Annotated in this window: 14 protein-coding genes and 4 tRNA genes; 11 read left to right on the forward strand and 7 right to left on the reverse strand. The window is 71.3% G+C overall.

What is annotated here, in order from left to right; genetic code table 11:
• Positions 1 to 147: 147 nt before the first annotated feature.
• Positions 148 to 291: a hypothetical protein gene (locus ACIRFL_RS29925; RefSeq protein WP_404034464.1), complete on the reverse strand. Its 144-nt coding sequence runs from the start codon at positions 289 to 291 to the stop codon at positions 148 to 150.
• Between the two features lie 477 nt (positions 292 to 768).
• Here ACIRFL_RS29925 and ACIRFL_RS29930 point away from each other — a divergent pair, with 477 nt between their 5' ends.
• The 7 genes from ACIRFL_RS29930 to ACIRFL_RS29960 all read left to right on the forward strand — a co-directional run bounded on the left by ACIRFL_RS29930 (position 769) and on the right by ACIRFL_RS29960 (position 6,658).
• Positions 769 to 1,053 carry an acyl carrier protein gene (locus ACIRFL_RS29930; RefSeq protein ID WP_404034466.1) on the forward strand — a complete coding sequence of 95 codons (285 nt, stop codon included), beginning with the start codon at positions 769 to 771 and terminating at the stop codon, positions 1,051 to 1,053.
• Positions 1,050 to 2,291 carry a beta-ketoacyl-[acyl-carrier-protein] synthase family protein gene (locus tag ACIRFL_RS29935; RefSeq protein WP_404034468.1) on the forward strand — a complete coding sequence of 414 codons (1,242 nt, stop codon included), beginning with the start codon at positions 1,050 to 1,052 and terminating at the stop codon, positions 2,289 to 2,291. The genes ACIRFL_RS29930 and ACIRFL_RS29935 overlap by 4 nt, the downstream gene beginning before the upstream one ends.
• A gap of 37 nt (positions 2,292 to 2,328) precedes the next feature.
• Complete coding sequence (locus ACIRFL_RS29940; protein WP_404034470.1) at positions 2,329 to 3,198, forward strand: hypothetical protein; 870 nt, start codon at positions 2,329 to 2,331, stop codon at positions 3,196 to 3,198.
• 269 nt (positions 3,199 to 3,467) lie between these two features.
• Positions 3,468 to 4,682, forward strand: a complete 1,215-nt coding sequence (locus tag ACIRFL_RS29945; RefSeq protein WP_404034472.1) for a helix-turn-helix domain-containing protein — start codon at positions 3,468 to 3,470, stop codon at positions 4,680 to 4,682.
• 123 nt (positions 4,683 to 4,805) lie between these two features.
• Complete coding sequence (locus ACIRFL_RS29950; protein WP_404034474.1) at positions 4,806 to 5,189, forward strand: DUF6415 family natural product biosynthesis protein; 384 nt, start codon at positions 4,806 to 4,808, stop codon at positions 5,187 to 5,189.
• Positions 5,190 to 5,369: 180 nt separating this feature from the next.
• Complete coding sequence (locus ACIRFL_RS29955) at positions 5,370 to 5,492, forward strand: hypothetical protein (protein WP_404034476.1); 123 nt, start codon at positions 5,370 to 5,372, stop codon at positions 5,490 to 5,492.
• Positions 5,492 to 6,658 (forward strand): methyltransferase domain-containing protein, encoded by a 1,167-nt coding sequence (locus ACIRFL_RS29960; RefSeq protein ID WP_404034478.1) that lies wholly within the window; start codon positions 5,492 to 5,494, stop codon positions 6,656 to 6,658. Before ACIRFL_RS29955 ends, ACIRFL_RS29960 begins: the two co-directional genes overlap by 1 nt.
• Positions 6,659 to 6,820: 162 nt before the next feature.
• Here ACIRFL_RS29960 and ACIRFL_RS29965 read toward each other — a convergent pair.
• From ACIRFL_RS29965 to ACIRFL_RS29990, 6 genes are all read right to left on the reverse strand, one after another.
• Positions 6,821 to 6,893, reverse strand: a tRNA-Lys gene (locus ACIRFL_RS29965).
• Positions 6,894 to 7,119: 226 nt separating this feature from the next.
• Positions 7,120 to 8,655 carry an amino acid permease gene (locus ACIRFL_RS29970; RefSeq protein ID WP_404034480.1) on the reverse strand — a complete coding sequence of 512 codons (1,536 nt, stop codon included), beginning with the start codon at positions 8,653 to 8,655 and terminating at the stop codon, positions 7,120 to 7,122.
• Positions 8,656 to 8,829: 174 nt separating this feature from the next.
• Positions 8,830 to 10,950: an FG-GAP repeat domain-containing protein gene (locus ACIRFL_RS29975; protein ID WP_404034482.1), complete on the reverse strand. Its 2,121-nt coding sequence runs from the start codon at positions 10,948 to 10,950 to the stop codon at positions 8,830 to 8,832.
• A 237-nt stretch (positions 10,951 to 11,187) separates the two neighbouring features.
• A complete protein-coding gene (locus ACIRFL_RS29980) occupies positions 11,188 to 13,386 on the reverse strand; it encodes a DEAD/DEAH box helicase (RefSeq protein WP_404034484.1) in 2,199 nt (732 codons plus the stop codon).
• Positions 13,387 to 13,663: 277 nt separating this feature from the next.
• Positions 13,664 to 14,179 (reverse strand): hypothetical protein, encoded by a 516-nt coding sequence (locus ACIRFL_RS29985; protein ID WP_404034486.1) that lies wholly within the window; start codon positions 14,177 to 14,179, stop codon positions 13,664 to 13,666.
• 83 nt (positions 14,180 to 14,262) lie between these two features.
• On the reverse strand, positions 14,263 to 14,613 hold the full coding sequence (locus tag ACIRFL_RS29990; RefSeq protein ID WP_404034488.1) for a metallopeptidase family protein: 351 nt from the start codon (positions 14,611 to 14,613) through the stop codon (positions 14,263 to 14,265).
• A gap of 146 nt (positions 14,614 to 14,759) precedes the next feature.
• Here ACIRFL_RS29990 and ACIRFL_RS29995 point away from each other — a divergent pair, with 146 nt between their 5' ends.
• The 4 genes from ACIRFL_RS29995 (at position 14,760) to ACIRFL_RS30010 (ending at position 16,770) form a co-directional block, all read left to right on the forward strand.
• Positions 14,760 to 16,406, forward strand: a complete 1,647-nt coding sequence (locus ACIRFL_RS29995) for a metallophosphoesterase (protein ID WP_404034490.1) — start codon at positions 14,760 to 14,762, stop codon at positions 16,404 to 16,406.
• An 80-nt stretch (positions 16,407 to 16,486) separates the two neighbouring features.
• Positions 16,487 to 16,559 (forward strand) — tRNA-Glu (locus ACIRFL_RS30000).
• Positions 16,560 to 16,596: 37 nt separating this feature from the next.
• Positions 16,597 to 16,671, forward strand: a tRNA-Asp gene (locus ACIRFL_RS30005).
• Between the two features lie 25 nt (positions 16,672 to 16,696).
• A tRNA-Phe gene (locus ACIRFL_RS30010) sits at positions 16,697 to 16,770 on the forward strand.
• The last annotated feature ends 95 nt before the right edge of the window (positions 16,771 to 16,865 follow it).

The raw sequence follows: 16,865 nt of genomic DNA on the forward strand, positions 1-16,865 counted from the left end.
CATGACGACGTGCGCGGTGCACTGGCCGGGGGGGGTTGTGTCGGCGTACGCCGTGCGCTGACGGGGTGGGCCGGCCGGACGGCGTACGCCGTGCGCTGCCGAACCGGACGCGCGCCCTCACCGGGCCGTGTCCGGCGGACGGACTCCTCAGCGCGAACGGCGGGCTCCGCGCCGCGCGTCACGCCTGAGCCCCCGCAGGCCGTCACGGAGGTTCACATACTCCAGGACGGCGGCCACCCCGGAGCCCACCCAGCGCAGCACGCGAAGCGCCACACCCGCCGTGTCCTGCACGATCTCTTCCCTCCCCGAGGACCGGTGTCCCCGCCAAAGCTACCCCGACACCACATGCGCGCCCGTCACCCGGATGTCCCGCCCGGCTCGACGGCCCGGTGCGCCGGCACCAGCATGAGCCTGGGTACCACCGGCGGACCTTTGGCGCCTCTCAGGCCCGCCGCGGCAGGTCCCCCACAGGGTGTGCCCCTCGCAGACGCCGATGCCATGCGAGGGGCACACTCACTTCTGCCCCTTCTCCTTACGGCCCGGCCCAGGACCCGGCTCCGCAACGGCCTGCCGTTCACAAGGAGACAAAGGTGCATCATGCGCACGTTCTTCCTGTCGGCAGAGGCTGGCAGCGCCTCGTCGGCATGCGGTCTCATGAACAGCATCCACTGAGCGCGCCCCGCTCGACACCTCGACGATCCGACTCGACCGGATCATCCGCCCACGAGGCGGCCGTACCCCGCACACCGAGCGAAGGAGCGTTCAGCCATGCCGACCGCCCGCGAGTCCCTGGTGACCGTGCTCACCGGGAAGTTCGAAGTGCCCCCCGCCGACATTCGCGACGAAGCCCTGCTCAGCGAACTCGGCCTGGACTCCCTGGCCGCAGCCGAACTGCACGTCACGCTGAAGGACCAGCACCACGCACAGCACAAGACGGGCGAGATCAGCGAGAAGCTGACCCTGCGGGAAGCGGTCGACGTCCTGGCGTCCTGGCTGCCCGAGCCGAGCGCGGAGCCCACCCGGGCCGCGGACCGCACGCAGGCCACGCCGTGACCGGTGCCCGGCCGCGCCGGTCGGAGATCGCCGTCACCGGACTGGGCCTGGTCACACCCGCCGGCCTTGACACGGCCGCCACGTGGGAAGGCGTGTGCACGGGTGTCGCCACCGCCGCCCGCGATCCCCAACTGGACGCCCTTCCAGTGGACTTCTCCTGCCGTGTCCCCGGCTACGACCCGGCGACGATGTGCCCCGGCCCGCGCGCCTGGCAGTACGACCGCCACTGCCAGCTCGCCCTGACCGCGGCCCGCCAGGCCGTCACCGACGCCGGCCTCGATCTCGCGGCGCTCGACCGGGACCGGGTGGCGGTGGTGCTGGGCACCGGTCTGGGCGGCATCACCGCGCTGCTGACCCAGTACGACCGGTACCTGGCCGACGGCGCCGCCGCGGTCTCCCCGCTGCTGATGCCGCAGTACCTGCCGAACATGGCCGCCGCTCAAGTCGCCCTGCACCTGCGGGCCCGCGGACCCGTCCTGGCCACCGCGACCGCCTGCGCCACCGGGGCCACCGCGATCGGCACCGCATGGGACCTGCTGCGCTCGGGCGCCTGCGACATAGCGATCGCCGGCGGCACCGAGGCCGGCATCCACCCGTTGACCGTCACCGGATTCCACCAGATGGGCGCCCTGTCCACGCGCCGAGCCGACCCCGCCGCGGCCTCCCGCCCCTTCGACTCGGAACGGGACGGCTTCGTCATCGGCGAAGCCGCCGCCGTCCTGGTCCTGGAACCGGCGGCGGCGGCGCGCTACCGCGGGCAGCCCGGATACGCGTTGCTTGCCGGGTACGGCAACACGGACGACGCCCACCACCCCGTGGCCCCCGACCCCGACGGCCAGGGACTCGAACGTGCCGTACACCGCGCTCTGACCGGTGCGCATGCGACGCCGGACGAGGTGGACCACGTCAACGCCCACGGCACGGGCACCCGGCAGAACGACGCCGTCGAGGCCGCGCTGATCCACCGCATCTATCCCCGCCGCCCCTCGGTCACCGCCCCCAAAGGGGCCACCGGTCATACCCTCGGCGCCGCCGGCGCGGTCGAGGCGGCACTCACCGCGCTCACCGTCTTCCACGCCAAGGTGCCCCCGGTGGCCAATCTCACCGCGCAAGGCCCCGATACCGACCAGATCGACGCCGTCACCACCACGGTGCGCGAGCAACGCGTCCAACTCGCCGTCAGCCACTCATCCGGTTTCGGCGGCCACAACACCGCACTCGCCTTCCGGCCCCTCTGACTCGCTCCCGGACCACCCCAGCGAAGGGCATGCCCCCATGGACACCGCATCCGTGCCGCTCCTCGACGTCAGCGGTCGCATCTGCGTCACCCCTCCCTACTTCGCCCTGACCGATCTGCGCCAGACGGCTCCGGGCACGGTGACCGCCACCATCCCCGTCGAAACCGACGTCGGCCGCCAGGCCACACCGATCGGTCTCTTCGAAGCGGCACGGCACCTGGCCGTCCTGGGCCTGTCCGCGGCCTCCACGGTCAATCCCAGCCCGGACCGCCACTACTACCTCGCCCGCAGCGGAGTGGGCCAGTGGCTGGCCCCCGCCACCCCGCCCGGAACGCCCCCGCCCACGGCGCTGCGCGGCCACGCACAGGCCGTCTTCAGCGATCCGCGTCACGTCACCGCCCACACCAGGCTCACCGACCTCGACGGCACCGACCTCGCCACCCTCACGGTGACCTACGACGTACTCAGCGAAAAACTCTTCGCCCACTTCTTCGGCCAGCCCGGCCACACCGGCCGGCAGCCCGGCAACCCCTACGGCCGTCCGGTTCCGCTGAAGAACCTCAGCATCGGCGAGAACACCGTCAGCGCTGACATCGACATCACCCCCGACCTGTGCGCGGGGCACTTCGACGGCTACCCCGGGCTTCCCGTGGCCGTCACCGCCACCGCCATGACCACCCTCACCGACCACTGGGTCGCTCACACCCGCCCGACCGCGCGCTGGCGTCCCCGCTCGTTCAACCTCAAGGCCACCGAACTCCCCTGGGCCGGCAAGACCGTGACCGTGACGGTGCACACCGGCTCCGCCTGCAACGGGGCCTACGCGCTCCGCTGCACCGCCGAGATCGAAGGCAAGACCGTCACCACCACGGCCATGGTCATCGACCTGCTCTCCCCCGCTCCCTGACGCGATCCCCTGGCCCGGCCGGCCAGGACCGACCCGAAAAGACCACGAGCCCCAGTCCAGACCCACTCCGAACTGGGGCTCATCCGTAGGCCCTGTGGGACTCGAACCCACAACCAATCGGATCTTTCGGATCTCGAAGGCCATCGCGTCCCCGAAGCGCGGGTGTTGCGGTGATCGCTAGAACCCAAGCGGCCGTGCAGGGGGCGCTTCGTCATGCCCAGACCGACATGCCGCGCTACCCCGCCACTGGGTCGGCGTACCGTGACAGCGTGGCAAACGACGACTTGGGCCGAACTCTCCGACGCCTGCGCCGCCTGGCCTCCCTGACCCAAGAGGAACTGGCCGAGCGCTCCGACGTGTCCGTGGACGTCATCCGGCAGTTGGAGCAACGACGGAAACACTCGGCACGCTTGCCCACGCTTCACGCCCTGGCGAACGGCCTCGGCGTAGAACTGACGACTCTCCTTGGGGATCCTCCCGCAGTCTCATCGACGGGAGAGAACGACGGGCCACGATTCGTGGCGGTGCGGCGCGCCATCATGCCGGCTCTCTGGGGGCCAGCACCGGAGCCGCCGGGCCCCGACTTCTCGTTGACCGGATTGCGCGAGCAGATCGCGGACGGCTGGACGCAGTACCACGCCGCGGAGTTCGACACGGTGATGAAGGCGCTTCCCGACCTGATCTCGGATGCGCGCACCGCCACAGCGTCGTCCGACGAGGAGACCCGGAGGGGTGGCTTCGCAGCGCTGGGCAAGGCCCTTCAACTCGCCGGGCACGTCGCCGTGCGCATGGGGAAAACGGATCTCGCTCTGATCAGCCTGGAGCGCGCCATAGACGCCGCGGACCTGTCCTCCGACCCCCTGCTACGCCCCATGATCGTCAACTCCGTTGCGTGGACCTACCAGCGGCAGGGGCGTCTTGGCGACGCCCTGAGCATCGCCCTGCACGCCGCAGACGACATCCGAGACAGGGGGCATACGGGCACCGCTGACGGCCTCAAGGTCTGGGGCGCGCTGACCATGTCCGCCGCCACGTCTGCCGCACGCAGCAACGACTACAAGCGTGCAGCCGCGCTGATGGAGAAGGCGGAGACGGAAGCTGCCCGTGTGGCCAAGCTGCCGCAGGGCAGCGACAGCCGCATGGTCAGCGTGTTCAGCCCGTCGTCGGTGCGCATCGAGCGCGTCCGGCTAGCCGTCCAGTACGGCCACCCCGAGGACGCCCTGGCCCTCGCCAAGGGGATACGGCTGGGCAAGGACGTACCGCCATCCTGGCGAACGTGGCTGCTGCTGGACGTGGCCCGCGCTCATACGGATCTCGGGGACGCGGCGGGCGCCGTGAAGGCACTGGAGTCGCTTCGCCGTGCGGCACCGACGTGGATGCAGCATCACACCTTGGCGGTGGCCATCGTCCGTGATCTGTGGGCGCTCCCCAACCACCCTCCGGGGCTACGGCCGTTGGCAGAGTTCCTGGGGGTCGGCGAATAGCGTCGTGAAACTGGGACGCCACATCACTGTCACCCTGTGTAGCACGCCGATTCCATAAGTCGGACAGCGCCCCGGCGACCGCGCGAACGGTCCCGGGGCATGGCCGACTGCGAAGGAGTCGACATGTCGCACACTACTGCGGCCAGAGCACGAGCGGACCAACGCCCACCGGACATCGACGGGATGCGGGCGACGGTGGCCCGCCTGCTCGGCCCGGACGACGCCCCCGACGTACTGCCCCCGGCCGCCGACGAACTCCCCACCCTCGTCAGCACCCTGCGCGGGCACCTCGAACTGCTGGTGGCCGAGGTCGAGACGGCAGCCCTGCGCCTGCCCGACAGCAGCATTCCCCGCTACTGCGCGGTGGCCTGCGTCGGCGAGGCCAGAGGCAAACTGCGCGCCGAGCCGCGCCCCGGGCTCAGCGGAGCGGTCGCCTACGTCCGCCGCCTGGCCCGCGTGCTGCGTGCCCTGTGCGACCACTACGAGAACACCGGCAAGACGTCGTGAAAGCAGCCGGCGGACTGCTGCCCTCCCTGCCGCTGACGCCCGACTGACGCACTCCCCGGGCCACGGCCATACAAGCCCCCGCCCCGTCGCAGGATCCGCAAGACAGCGAGGCGGGCCCCGCCCTCTACCCGGCTGCGACCGAGGCGGGCAACCATGAATCACGGACGAAGGAGACACAAGATGATGCGTGTGATGACCCGCGGCGGCGGCGAAGGAGAAGGCGGCGACGGCCTGCCGGGTGAGCCCTGGCCGGGTCCGGAAGAGCCCCCGTCCCCCGACGGCGGCCCGAGGATCACCGGCTGATGGCGCCAACTGATCTGTCGGAGGAGCGGTCCAAGCTGGGCCGCTCTCTCCTGGCGCGCGGGGCCATGGCCCCGGACTGGCAGGACGCGTTCGAGGCAGTGCCGCGGTCCGCTTTCCTGCCGGAGGTGATCTGGCCGTTCGACATGGACTCGGGCACGCACGTCACCGTGGACCTGCGGGAGGAGCCGGGCCTGTGGTTCTCCTACGCCGACGCAGACGTTCCGATCGTCACGCAGTGGGACGACCAATCGCCTGGCGAAGGGCCCGTCCGCGTACCGACGTCATCGGCATCCATGCCGTCCGTCGTGTTCCGGATGCTCCGTGACCTGGACGTGCAGCCCGGGCACAAGGTGCTGGAGATCGGCACGGGCACCGGATGGAACGCCGCCCTCCTGGTACACCGGCTGGGGCTGGACAGGGTCACCAGCATCGAGATCGACCCGACAGTGGCTGAGGCCGCCCGAGAACGTCTCGCCGCTCGGGCACTGCTCGGTGCGGTCCTCACCCGGGACGGCGTGCTCGGCGACCCGACGGGGGCACCGTTCGACCGCCTCATCGCCACGGCCGGCATCCGCGCAGTACCGCCGCAGTGGATCCAGCAGACCCGGCCAGGGGGCATCATCGTCGCCCCCTGGGGCACGCATTTCAGCAACGCCGACGCCCTGGTCCGCCTTTCGGCCGGTACCGCGGAGGCGAGCGGCCAATTCACCGGGCCCGTGGAATTCATGAAGCTGCGCTCGCAACGGCTTCCGTTCGACGGCCACGGCGAGTACCTGAGCGGGGGCATGGCCGGTGCCGAGCGGTCCACGACGGAAGTGACCGAGGCCGAACTGCTCGGGGAAGGCCGCTTCGATCCGCGGACCTTCGCAATCGGTCTGCGCGTCCGCGACTGCCACCGCTCGGTTGCAGAGAAGCGGGACGGCGCCCGGCCGGTGTGGTTCTACGGGCTCACCGACCGCTCCTGGGCGTGTGTGATGTTCCGCGACGGCCAGGAAGCGACCGTGTGGCAGGCGGGCCCGCGGCGGCTGTGGGACGAGGTGCTTGAGGCTCTGGGCTGGTGGCTCGAAGTCGAGCAACCCGGCTTGGAGCGCTTCGGCCTGACGGTGGCCGCGGACGGCAGGCAACATGCGTGGCTGGACTCGCCAGCGGACGCCTGGCCGGTCTGACCGGTCCTCGTGGGGCCCTCGTCCGTCCGCCGGCGGGACGCCGATCCGGTCGGGGCCGCTCCATGTCTTGATCGCCTGCGCCTCGGGCGAGCTAACGATCACTGAGGGCCCGAAAACGCCGTGAGCCCCAGTCCAGATGTTCTCTGAACTGGGGCTCATCCGTAGGCCCTGTGGGACTCGAACCCACAACCAATGGATTAAAAGTCCACTGCTCTGCCAATTGAGCTAAGGGCCCAGGGCGATGTTGCCTCCCCGAGCATAGCCGGACGAGGCCGTGTCGCCGATCGGGTATCGAGGACACGGCCGCGTCGCGAGGACAGAACGACCGAAACCGGCTCGCATGGCAGGGGGCCACCAGTCCCATCGGTCGGCGGATCCCTCCAGGTTTCCTCGACTCATCGGCCCCAGATGCCCCGTAGCCCTCAGGCCCACCAGCCCAGGCCCCCGCAATCCCCAGCGTGTCAGTCGGCGCGGTCGCTCAAGGGTTGGCCAGGGTGTGCGTCGGGGCGGGGAGGGGTGGGCATCTGCTGGGTGAGGAACCAGTGGCGGGCGGAGGTCAGCCACCAGGTCGCGGCGGAGCCCAGGACGACCAGGACGGCGATGGGGGCGTAGTTGAAGGTCTCCCAGGTGACCGGGGAGACCTGGGGCAGCATGAAGAGGATCGTGATCACGCCGACCCACCCCACCGCGACGATCCCGATCGGCTGCGACCAGCGGCCCAGATGCCACGGCCCCCGCTCGAACGCCGCGCCCTTGCGGACCCGCAGCAGGGTCGGGACGACGTACGCGATGTAGAGGCCGATCACGGCGATCGAGGTCACGGCCGCGTACGCGGTCTCGTTGATCAGGTAGGGCAGCCCGAGGACGAGCGCGCCCGCCGCCGCCAGCCAGACCGCCGCCACGGGGGTGCGGGTGCGCGGGCTCACGGTGTGCCAGACCCGCGAAAGGGGCAGCGCGCCGTCGCGTGAGAAGGCGTAGATCATGCGGCTGTTGGCGGTCACGGACGCCATCCCGCAGAACAGTTGCGCGCCGATCACCACGAGCAGCAGCAGCTTGCCTGCGGTCGCGCCGAGCGCGTCGAGGAGGATCTGGGCCGGCGGTGCCCCCGTCGGCGAGTTCAGCGCCCCGTCGTACGACTGGATGGCGAAGGTGAAGCCGAGGAGGAGGACGAAACCGGCCACCCAGGACGTCCAGATGGAGCGGACGATGCCCTTGGGGCCGGCCGTCGCCGCGTCGTGGGTCTCCTCCGTCATATGGGCGGAGGCGTCGTAGCCGGTGAAGGTGTACTGCGCCATCAGCAGGCCGATCAGCACCACGTACCCGCCGCTGCCCCAGCCCGTGTTGTTCACGAACTCGGTGAACACGAAGGACGCCGAGCGGTGCCGGTCGGGTACGAAGGCCAGCGCGCCGACGATCAGGCCGACGCCCAGCACGTGCCACCACACGCTGACGCCGTTCAGGAAGGCGACGATGCGCACGCCGAAGGTGTTCAGCAGGCCGTGCAGCAGCAGGATCGCCGCGAACAGCAGGATGGTGCGGCCCGGGGTGACCTCGAAGCCGAACTGCAGATTCAGATAGGCGCCGAGGAAGGACGCGGCGCCGAAGTCGATGCCCGCCGTCACCGCGACCTGGCCCAGCACGTTGAACCAGCCCGTGAACCAGGCCCAGGCGGCGGCCGAGCGCGGCGGGGCCAGGCGGTGCGCCCAGAAGTACAGGCCGGCCGACGTCGGGTACGCCGAGCAGATCTCCGCCATCGACAGGCCCACGAACAGCGTCATGAGACCGACCGCCACCCAGCCCCAGGTGATCACCGCCGGGCCGCCGGTGTTCATCCCGAAGAGGTAGAGCGTCAGACAGCCGGACAGGACGGAGATGATCGTGAAGGAGACGGCGTAGTTGGAGAACGCCGACATCCGGCGGGCGAGGACCTGGGTGTAACCGAGCTGGGCAAGCCGTTCCTCGTCCGACGGCCGGCCCGCGATCGCCTCATCTGTCATGTCCCCAGCGATTCCCTCGCCGGGCGTATGACATGCGTCACACGGTGACCGGAAAGCGGCGGTCCGGGTGAACGCGCCGCTCCGGTCGGACGCGGAGGCCGGGCCCGGGGCCCAGACCCCGGGCCCCTCAGCCCCACAGACCCCGGGCTCCTCAGCCCCCCAGACTCCGGTGCTCTAGAAGAGCCCCTTGTAGGACTGCCAGCCGGTCGCGATGCGCACCCGCGCGGCGAACGACCCCTTGCCCGTGCCGGTCTGCCGGTACAGATTGCCCGCGGTGTCCCGCATGACCAGGTCGTTCTTGCCGTCACCTGTGATGTCCCCGACCCCGACGACCGCGTTGTACGAGGCCCCCCAGCCCGAGAAGACCTTCACCCGCTCCTTCACCTGGCCGGCCCCGGTGCCGTCGTAACGCCACAGCGTCCCGGCCTTGTCGAGCGCCAGCACGTCCCCGAAGCCGTCGCCGTTCAGGTCACCCGCGCCGACGATCTTCCGGTAGGTCGACCAGGTGCGGAACTTGACGCCCTTCTTGAGCTTGCCCGCGCCGTCGTTGGCGAACAGGTAGACGTCCCCGGTCGACGCCTTCCGCGCCAGCAGGTCGGTACGGCCGTCACCGGTCAGGTCGCCTGGAGCGGTGAGGACGTTGTAGGCGTTCCAGCCCGTGCCCAGGGAGGTGTGGCTGCGCGACGGGGTGTACGCCTCGCCGCAGCGGCCCGCGTAGCGCCGCAGTTCGCCGTTCGGCATGCGGACCAGCATCTCGGCACAGCGGTCCGTGCCCATGTCCCCGAACGGCACCGCCACCGTCCCCGCCGGCCAGCCGGAACCGGTCTTCTTGAAGTCGAACGTGCCCTTGCCAAGGGTGTGGTGGAGGGTCAGCGCGCCGGCCGAGTTGAGCGTGACGAGTTCGCCGTAGCTGTAGTACCCCTGGTCGTGGAAGCCCGGGAGACCGCCGTTGTACCCCAGCGGACCGCCCGTGGTGTACGTGCCACCGCCGTCCTCGGCGATGGCCGTCAGGCTCCAGGTCTTGGGGCCGTTGGTGAGATAGGCACCCGAGTCCGACTTCAGGTCCCAGTCGACCTCGACATGGGCGCCCCGGCCCGTGATGGTGCGCTCGGTGCGCCCCCGGGCATCCTTCACGGTGAAGGTCCACCGCGCGGGCTTGTTCAACTGCCAGTAGCTGCCCCAGCTATCGACGGCGACGCGGCCCTTCACGTCCACCGCGTCGCCGCCCACGTCCGACTCGATCTTCGCCAGGGGCTGGGCCGGCACCCCGCTCTGGACGATCCGGATCGCCTTGTCCGGTCCCACATAGGCGATGTCCCCGCCGAACTTGTCCACCGTCCAGGTCAGCCGCCGCTGGTCGGCGATGGTCCCGGCCGGCAGATCGGCGATCGCGCGCGGGGCGGCGGCCGTACCGGAATGGTAGTCCGTCAGCATCAGGGCGCCCGCGGCCCGGTCGTGCCGGACGAGATAGCCGTCGCCGACCAGCGCGGGTCCTGCGGGCACCGTGATCTTCTTCTTGGCCGTGCGGTCGTACACGCCGGCGGCGCCCGTCGGCCCGCAGTTCCAGTAGATCCAGCGGCCGATGACCTGGAGCTCCTTGACCGTGCAGGGGGCGCCGGTGGAGACGGTCGCGACGGTCTTCTTCGCCTCCAGGTCGTAGGCCGTGACGACCCCGTTGCCGGTGCCCGGCGTCCACAGGGCCGCACCCCATACGGCGGCGGCCGTGACGGGCCGGGTCAGCCGTACGTCCTCGCTGCGGTAGGGGTTCACCGCGTCGACGTACTGCTTGCCGGTCGAGGACGCCTGGTAGACGTAGTAGCGACCGGTGGCGTCGACGAAGCGGCCACCGGTGACGGTGGGCTCTTTGTTGCCGCTCAGCGTGTTCGTCGTAAGGAAGATCTCCGCCGACTGCCTGCCGGTGCCGTCGTCCATGAACCGGCCGACGTAGGTGTTGCCGAACGAACGCATCGGCACACAGCCCTGCGGACCGGCGTCGCACGGCACCCGCTGCAGATGGGAGCCTTCCGCGAAGACCCCCGCGAAGCCGCGGGTGGTCTTGTTCAGCACGGTGGCGCCGTCCGCGGAGAGCTGCCGGCCGATCACCCACTGGGAACCGCTCGGGGTGTTCTCCACGGTGGACAGGAAACCACCGGCGTAGTCGATGCCCCACACGCCGTCCGTGCTGATCGGCGTGGTCGTGGTGTCCGCGGCGGCCGGGCCCGCGGCGGTCAGCGAGCCGGCGCCGAGGGCGGCCAGGCCGACGAGTGCGCATACGATCCGGGCACGCCGGGTCATAGGGTCCCTCCCCAGGGATGTGATGAGAGGCGCGGCGGCGGGACCCGGTGAACACCCCCTCGGCCCACTCCCCCACGCGAACCTGAGGATGGTACAGCCGGGCCGAGGGGTTCGAGTGGGCAATCGAGGACCTGCCGGCACCCGGAGGGACCGGACCTGCGCCGCCCGCTCCCGTAAAAACGCCGGAAGGGCCCGTACGACCGGAGTCGTACGGGCCCTTCCTCGCCTCACTCGGCGTCAGCCGTTGCGCTTCCAGCGGGGCTTGTCCTCGCGGCGGCCGAAGGAGCCGGAGCCGCGGTGGTCGTCACGACGGCCGTACGGACGGTCGTGACCGCCGGCGCGGAAGCCGGGGCGGTCGGTCTGGCGGTCCCGGTTGAACGGACGGTCGCTGCCGCGGTGCCCGGTCCGGTCGTCACGGCGGAAGCCACCGCGGTCGTCACGCCGCTCGAACGAACGCCCGCCACGCTCACGGTCCCGGTCGCGGTCGCGGTCGAAGGAACGGTCACGGTCGACCGGACGACGGTCGTCCCGGCGGAAACCGCCCCGGTCCTCACGCCGCTCGAAGGAACGCCCGCCACGGTCGTCACGGCGGAAGCCACCCCGGTCGTCACGCCGCTCGAACGAACGCCCGCCACGCTCACGGTCCCGGTCACGGTCACGGTCGAAGGAACGGTCACGGTCGAACGGACGACGGTCGTCCCGGCGGAAACCGCCCCGGTCCTCACGCCGCTCGAAGCCACGGTCACGGTCCCGGTCCCGGTCGCGGTTGAACCCGGAGCGCTCGCCCCGCTCATCGCGCCGGTCGCGACGCTCGTACCCGCCCGGCGCCGACGTCCGCTCACCGCGCTCCGCGCGCTCGGCCCGCTCCGGCCGTTCCGCGTCCTGCGCCGTCGGCTGCTCCGGCACGGACACCCCGGTCGTCGCCTCGGCCGCCGACGCCTGCGCCTCGGCCACCGCGGCCACCGGGTCCTCGCCGCGCTCGCGGGCGACCCTGGCGACCAGCCGGTCGGCCTCCTCGCGCAGCTCGGTCGCGCGACGCTGGGCGCGCTCCAGCTGCTTGGTGAGCTGGGCGACCTCGCGCTCGGCCTGCTGGGCCGCGTTGCCCGCGGACTCGGCCTGGACCTCGGTCATCGAGCGGGCGCCGGTGATCTCGGCGACCTCCGGGTCGAAGGCACCTGCGCCCTGGATGATGTGGCGCGCGGCGTCGACGCCCGCGTCCTCCATCAGGCGGAAGATCTGGCGCCGCTGGTGCGGCAGCGACAGGGAGACGACCGTGCCGGTGCGACCCGCACGGGCGGTACGGCCGGCCCGGTGCAGATAGTCCTTGTGGTCGCCCGCCGGGTCGACGTTCAGCACCAGGTCGATGCCGTCGACGTGGATGCCGCGGGCGGCGACGTCGGTGGCGACCAGGACGTTGACGTATCCGTCCTTGAAGTCGGCCAGCGTCCGGGTGCGGGCGCCCTGGGTCATGCCGCCGTGCAGCGCGTCGGCCTTCACGCCCGCGTCGCGCAGCTGCTCGGCGACACGGTCGGCGCCCAGCTGGGTGCGGACGAAGATGATGGTGCGGCCCTTGCGGGAGGCGATGGCCGCGGTGACCGGCGCCTTGTCCTTGGGCTTCACGATCAGGATGTGGTGGGACATCGTCGTGACCGCGCCCTGGGCCGCGTCCACCTCGTGCGAGACGGGCGAGGAGAGGTAGCGGTCGACGAGGGTCTTGATCTCGTTCTCCATGGTCGCGGAGAACAGCATCCGCTGGCCGCCCGCCGGCACCTGGTCGAGCAGTTCGGTGACCTCGGGCATAAAGCCCAGGTCGGACATCTGGTCGGCCTCGTCGAGGACGGCGATCTGCACGTCGTCCAGGGAGCAGGCGCCGCGGTTGATGATGTCGCGCAGCCGGCCCGGGGTGGCCACGAGGATGTCGACGCCCCGCTCCAGGGCGTAGATCTGGTTGCCCATGGACGTGCCGCCGCAGACGACCTTCATCTTCAGGCCGAGGACGTCGCCGTACGGCTGGAGCGCGTCGGCGACCTGCATGGCCAGCTCGCGGGTCGGGGTGAGGATGACGGCCCGCGGGCGCTTCTTCTCGGTGTGGCCGCCCGCCAGCGTGGCCAGCGTGGGCAGGCCGAAGGAGAGCGTCTTGCCGGAGCCGGTGCGGCCACGGCCGAGGATGTCCTTGCCGGCCAGGGCGTCCGGGATGGTCGCGGCCTGGATCGGGAACGGCACGCTCACGCCGTTCTGCGCGAGCTTGCGCACGACGCCCTCGGGCAGGCCGAGGTCGGCGAAGGTGATCTGAGGGGTGTCAGCGGTCTCAGTGGTCTCGGTGGCCACATCGGCCCGGGCGTCCTCGACGGCCTCGGTGTTCTCTGTGTTCTCGGTGTGCTCGGGATTCTCGGTGTGCTCGGACACGACGACATGGTCGGTGCTGGACACGGACATGCGAATGCGAAACCTTCCGGAGTCTCGTCGGCACGCGCCCGTCAACTCCGTGGTGCGCAATACGACCGCCTCAATGCGGTCAGCCACGGCAAAGGAGAGAACGCGCCACACGGCGCGCTCTGCGATGGCGCCGGGCAAATGGGATCAAACGATCTACCACCATACGCACCCACCACCCCCCAACGCAAACCGAGCCCGCAACCCCGTAAACCGCGCGGCCGGCCACCACGGTGCCGCGGACGGCCGACGGCACATCGCGGCACCGTGGACGGAGCGCTCAGGCCGGTGCACCCGCCATCGGGGCCGGCTCGCGCTGCACCAGCTGCGGGCCCGGCTCCTCGTGCGCCGACGAGGACGGCTCCGCGGTCGGCTGCGCGGGCGGCGAGGCCGGCGGCTCGGGAGGCGGCGGCGGGGGCGTCGGCTCGTCCGTGTGCGGGTCGGGCGGCTGCACCCCGGTCGTCGCCGGATCACGCGGCTTCTCGCTCCGCCCGGCCCCGGCCGGCGTCGCGGACGCGCTGCCCCGGCCCGAGGGCGTGGCCGACGCGGACGCCGACTCCTCGGACGTCCCCTTCCCGCCGCGCCCGCGCTTGCCGTCACCGCCCTGCGCGCCCTGGCCCCCGGCATCGGCGCCGGACACCGCGGAACCGCCGTCGGGCGCCTTGCCGCCCTGCTGCGCGGCGGACCGCGACGGCCCGGCCCGGCCGGCGTCGTCGCCGACGTTCACGCAGCCGGCGGCAGCGGCTACGGCCAGCACCGTGACGGCGAGACGGGCGGGTACGGACAAGGGGCGCACGGGAGCCACCTCCGACGACGGGCGGGCCAAGAAGTCGACCTGCCCAACTCCCGCCGCCCGCAAGAGGACACGCGCCGGACCCGTCAGCCGTAGCCGAGCGCGTGCAGCCGGGCGTCGTCGATCCCGAAATGGTGGGCGATTTCATGCACCACGGTCACCTCGGTCTCCGCGACCACGTCCTCCCGCGTCTCGCACATCCGCAGCGTCGGCCCCCGGTAGATCGTGATCCGGTCCGGCAGCACGCCCGCGTACCACTCACCGCGATCCGTCAGCGGAGTCCCCTCGTACAGGCCGAGCAGATCCGGATCGGCGGCGGGCGGCTCGTCCTCGACGAACACCGCCACGTTGTCCATCAGCCGTGTCAGCTCGGGCGGAATCCGGTCCAGCGCCTCGGCGACCAGTTCCTCGAACTCCTCGCGCGTCATCTCCAGCACAGGGCCATTGTCCGGTACGGACCGCCCGCACGAGCGCCGCGGACCGCCGCATATCCGCTTCCGCACCTGGGCATACGGGACCAATGGCCCGCGCCCGCGTCCCGCTGCCGAAACACATCGTCCCCATACCGAAGCACCTCATCCCCATGCCGAAGCACATCGCCTCCGTGACGAACCGGCTCGCCGCCGTGCCCGCTCCGCTCGCCGCCGCAGCGAAACGCATCGCCGGCCTGCCCCACCGCCTCGCCCGCGCGGCGAACCGCGGCCGGAAGGCGAACCGCGGCCCGAACAGGCCCCGCACCCTGCCCGCCCTCGAACTCGCCGACCGGTCGCGCCCCTGGGCCCGGGCCCTCGGCCTGACGGCGGTCGTCCTGGTCGGCGCCTGGCTGGGACTGCTGGTCGTCGGCAACGTACGGGCCCCCGTCGGACCCATGAACACGACAATGACCCTGCGCCCCTCGCTCACCGGCGGCACGAAGATCAACGTCTCCCCGCTGGGCGCGCTGGCCCTCGACAGCCATGTCGCGCCCGTCCGCCTGGACGTGAACGTCGACCAACTGGACCCGCTGCGCTCGCAGGCCCTCGTCGACCACCCCGAGCGGCTGTCCGGCCTCCAGGACGAGGTCGCGCGGGACGTCGCACACGGCACCCTCGACCTGGCCGTGCGCTCCTGCGTCGCCGTCGTCGCCGGCGCCGGCGCGCTGGGCCTCGCCGTCTACCGCCGCCCGCGCCGCGCCCTCGCCGCCGGCGGTCTCGCCCTGACCCTCCTCGCCGCGTCCGGCGTGACGGCGTACGCCACCTGGAACCCCAAGTCCGTCCTCGAACCGAAGTTCTCCGGCCTGCTCTCCTCCGCGCCCTCACTGGTCGGCAACGCCCGCAGCATCGTCACCGAATTCGACGTCTACCAGAAGGAACTCGCCCGCCTGGTGACGAACGTGACCAAACTGTACGACGTCACCTCCACGCTCCCGGCCTACCAGCCGGACCCCACCACCCTGCGCGTCCTGCACGTCTCCGACATCCATCTCAACCCGGCGAGCTGGAAGATCATCGCCTCGCTGGTGGAGCAGTACAAGGTGAACGTGATCGTCGACTCCGGCGACACCATGGACCACGGCACGGCCGCCGAGAACGGCTTCCTGGACCCGATCGCCAACCTGGGCGTGCCCTACGTCTGGGTGCGCGGCAACCACGACTCCCGCGCGACCCAGCGCTACCTGGAGCGCCTGAAGAACGTGCACGTCCTGGACGACGGCCGGGCGCGGACCGTGGCCGGCCTGCGGTTCGCCGGCATCGGCGACCCTCAGTTCACGCCCGACCGCTCGGCCGCGACCGGCGGCGACCGGGCCGAGCAACTGGCCGGGGACCGGCTGGCCTCGGCACTGCGCGACCAGCGGGCCGCCGGGACGCCGGTGGACGTGGCCATCGCCCACGAGCCGTCGGCGGCCCGGGAGACGGACGGCGAGGTGCCCCTCGTGCTCGCCGGCCATCTGCACCACGAGCAGACGGAGGTCATGAAGTACGGCACCCGGCTGCGCGTCGAGGGATCGACCGGCGGCAGCGGACTGCGTGCCGTGGAGGGCCGCTACCCGGACCCGATCCAGGCGTCGATCCTCTACTTCGACCGGGACAGCCGGCGCCTCCAGGCATGGGACGAGATCAAACTGGGCGGGCTGGGCCTGACGACGGCGGAGGTCAGCCGCCACCTCCCGGAGGAGAACCTGCCGGGCGCGAGCCCGTCCACCACGGCACCGAAGACACCCGGACGGACCCCCGCTCCGTCCGGCTCGTAAACCGTTTTGGCGATACTCCCCGCCATCCCATATGCTTCTCACGTCCCCGACGCGCTGAGAAGCGCCCAGGCGGGCCGATAGCCCTCATCGTCTAGCGGCCTAGGACGCCGCCCTTTCAAGGCGGTAGCACGGGTTCGAATCCCGTTGGGGGCACGCAACACCGTGTGCGACACCGGTGCACACAACGCAAGGTCCTGTGGAGCAGTTTGGAGTGCTCGCCACCCTGTCAAGGTGGAGGCCGCGGGTTCAAATCCCGTCAGGACCGCGAAGACCTCGAAAGAGGTCTTGATGGCTGGGTAGCTCAGCTGGTACGAGCGTCCGCCTGAAAAGCGGAAGGTCGCCGGTTCGACCCCGGCCCCAGCCACAGTCAAGGCCCCGATCTCCGGATCGGGGCCTTGTTGTATGCGTTGCGGGGCGTCGCACCGCAAATCCGTTAGCCATGGATTTCTCCGGGATGAG

The sequence above is a fragment of the Streptomyces sp. NPDC102462 genome (genome assembly GCF_044765425.1).
Taxonomy (GTDB): Bacteria; Actinomycetota; Actinomycetes; order Streptomycetales; family Streptomycetaceae; genus Streptomyces.

Excerpts from the sequence above, each read along its gene's own strand:
- ACIRFL_RS29930 (WP_404034466.1), top strand. The coding sequence starts at position 769 with ATGCCGACCGCCCGCGAGTCCCTGGTGACCGTGCTCACCGGGAAGTTC.
- ACIRFL_RS29940 (WP_404034470.1), top strand. The coding sequence starts at position 2,329 with ATGGACACCGCATCCGTGCCGCTCCTCGACGTCAGCGGTCGCATCTGC.
- ACIRFL_RS29950 (WP_404034474.1), top strand. The coding sequence starts at position 4,806 with ATGTCGCACACTACTGCGGCCAGAGCACGAGCGGACCAACGCCCACCG.
- ACIRFL_RS29955 (WP_404034476.1), top strand. The coding sequence starts at position 5,370 with ATGATGCGTGTGATGACCCGCGGCGGCGGCGAAGGAGAAGGCGGCGAC.
- ACIRFL_RS29960 (WP_404034478.1), top strand. The coding sequence starts at position 5,492 with ATGGCGCCAACTGATCTGTCGGAGGAGCGGTCCAAGCTGGGCCGCTCT.
- ACIRFL_RS29970 (WP_404034480.1), bottom strand. The coding sequence starts at position 8,655 with ATGACAGATGAGGCGATCGCGGGCCGGCCGTCGGACGAGGAACGGCTT.
- ACIRFL_RS29975 (WP_404034482.1), bottom strand. The coding sequence starts at position 10,950 with ATGACCCGGCGTGCCCGGATCGTATGCGCACTCGTCGGCCTGGCCGCC.
- ACIRFL_RS29980 (WP_404034484.1), bottom strand. The coding sequence starts at position 13,386 with ATGTCCGTGTCCAGCACCGACCATGTCGTCGTGTCCGAGCACACCGAG.
- ACIRFL_RS29995 (WP_404034490.1), top strand. The coding sequence starts at position 14,760 with ATGCCGAAGCACATCGCCTCCGTGACGAACCGGCTCGCCGCCGTGCCC.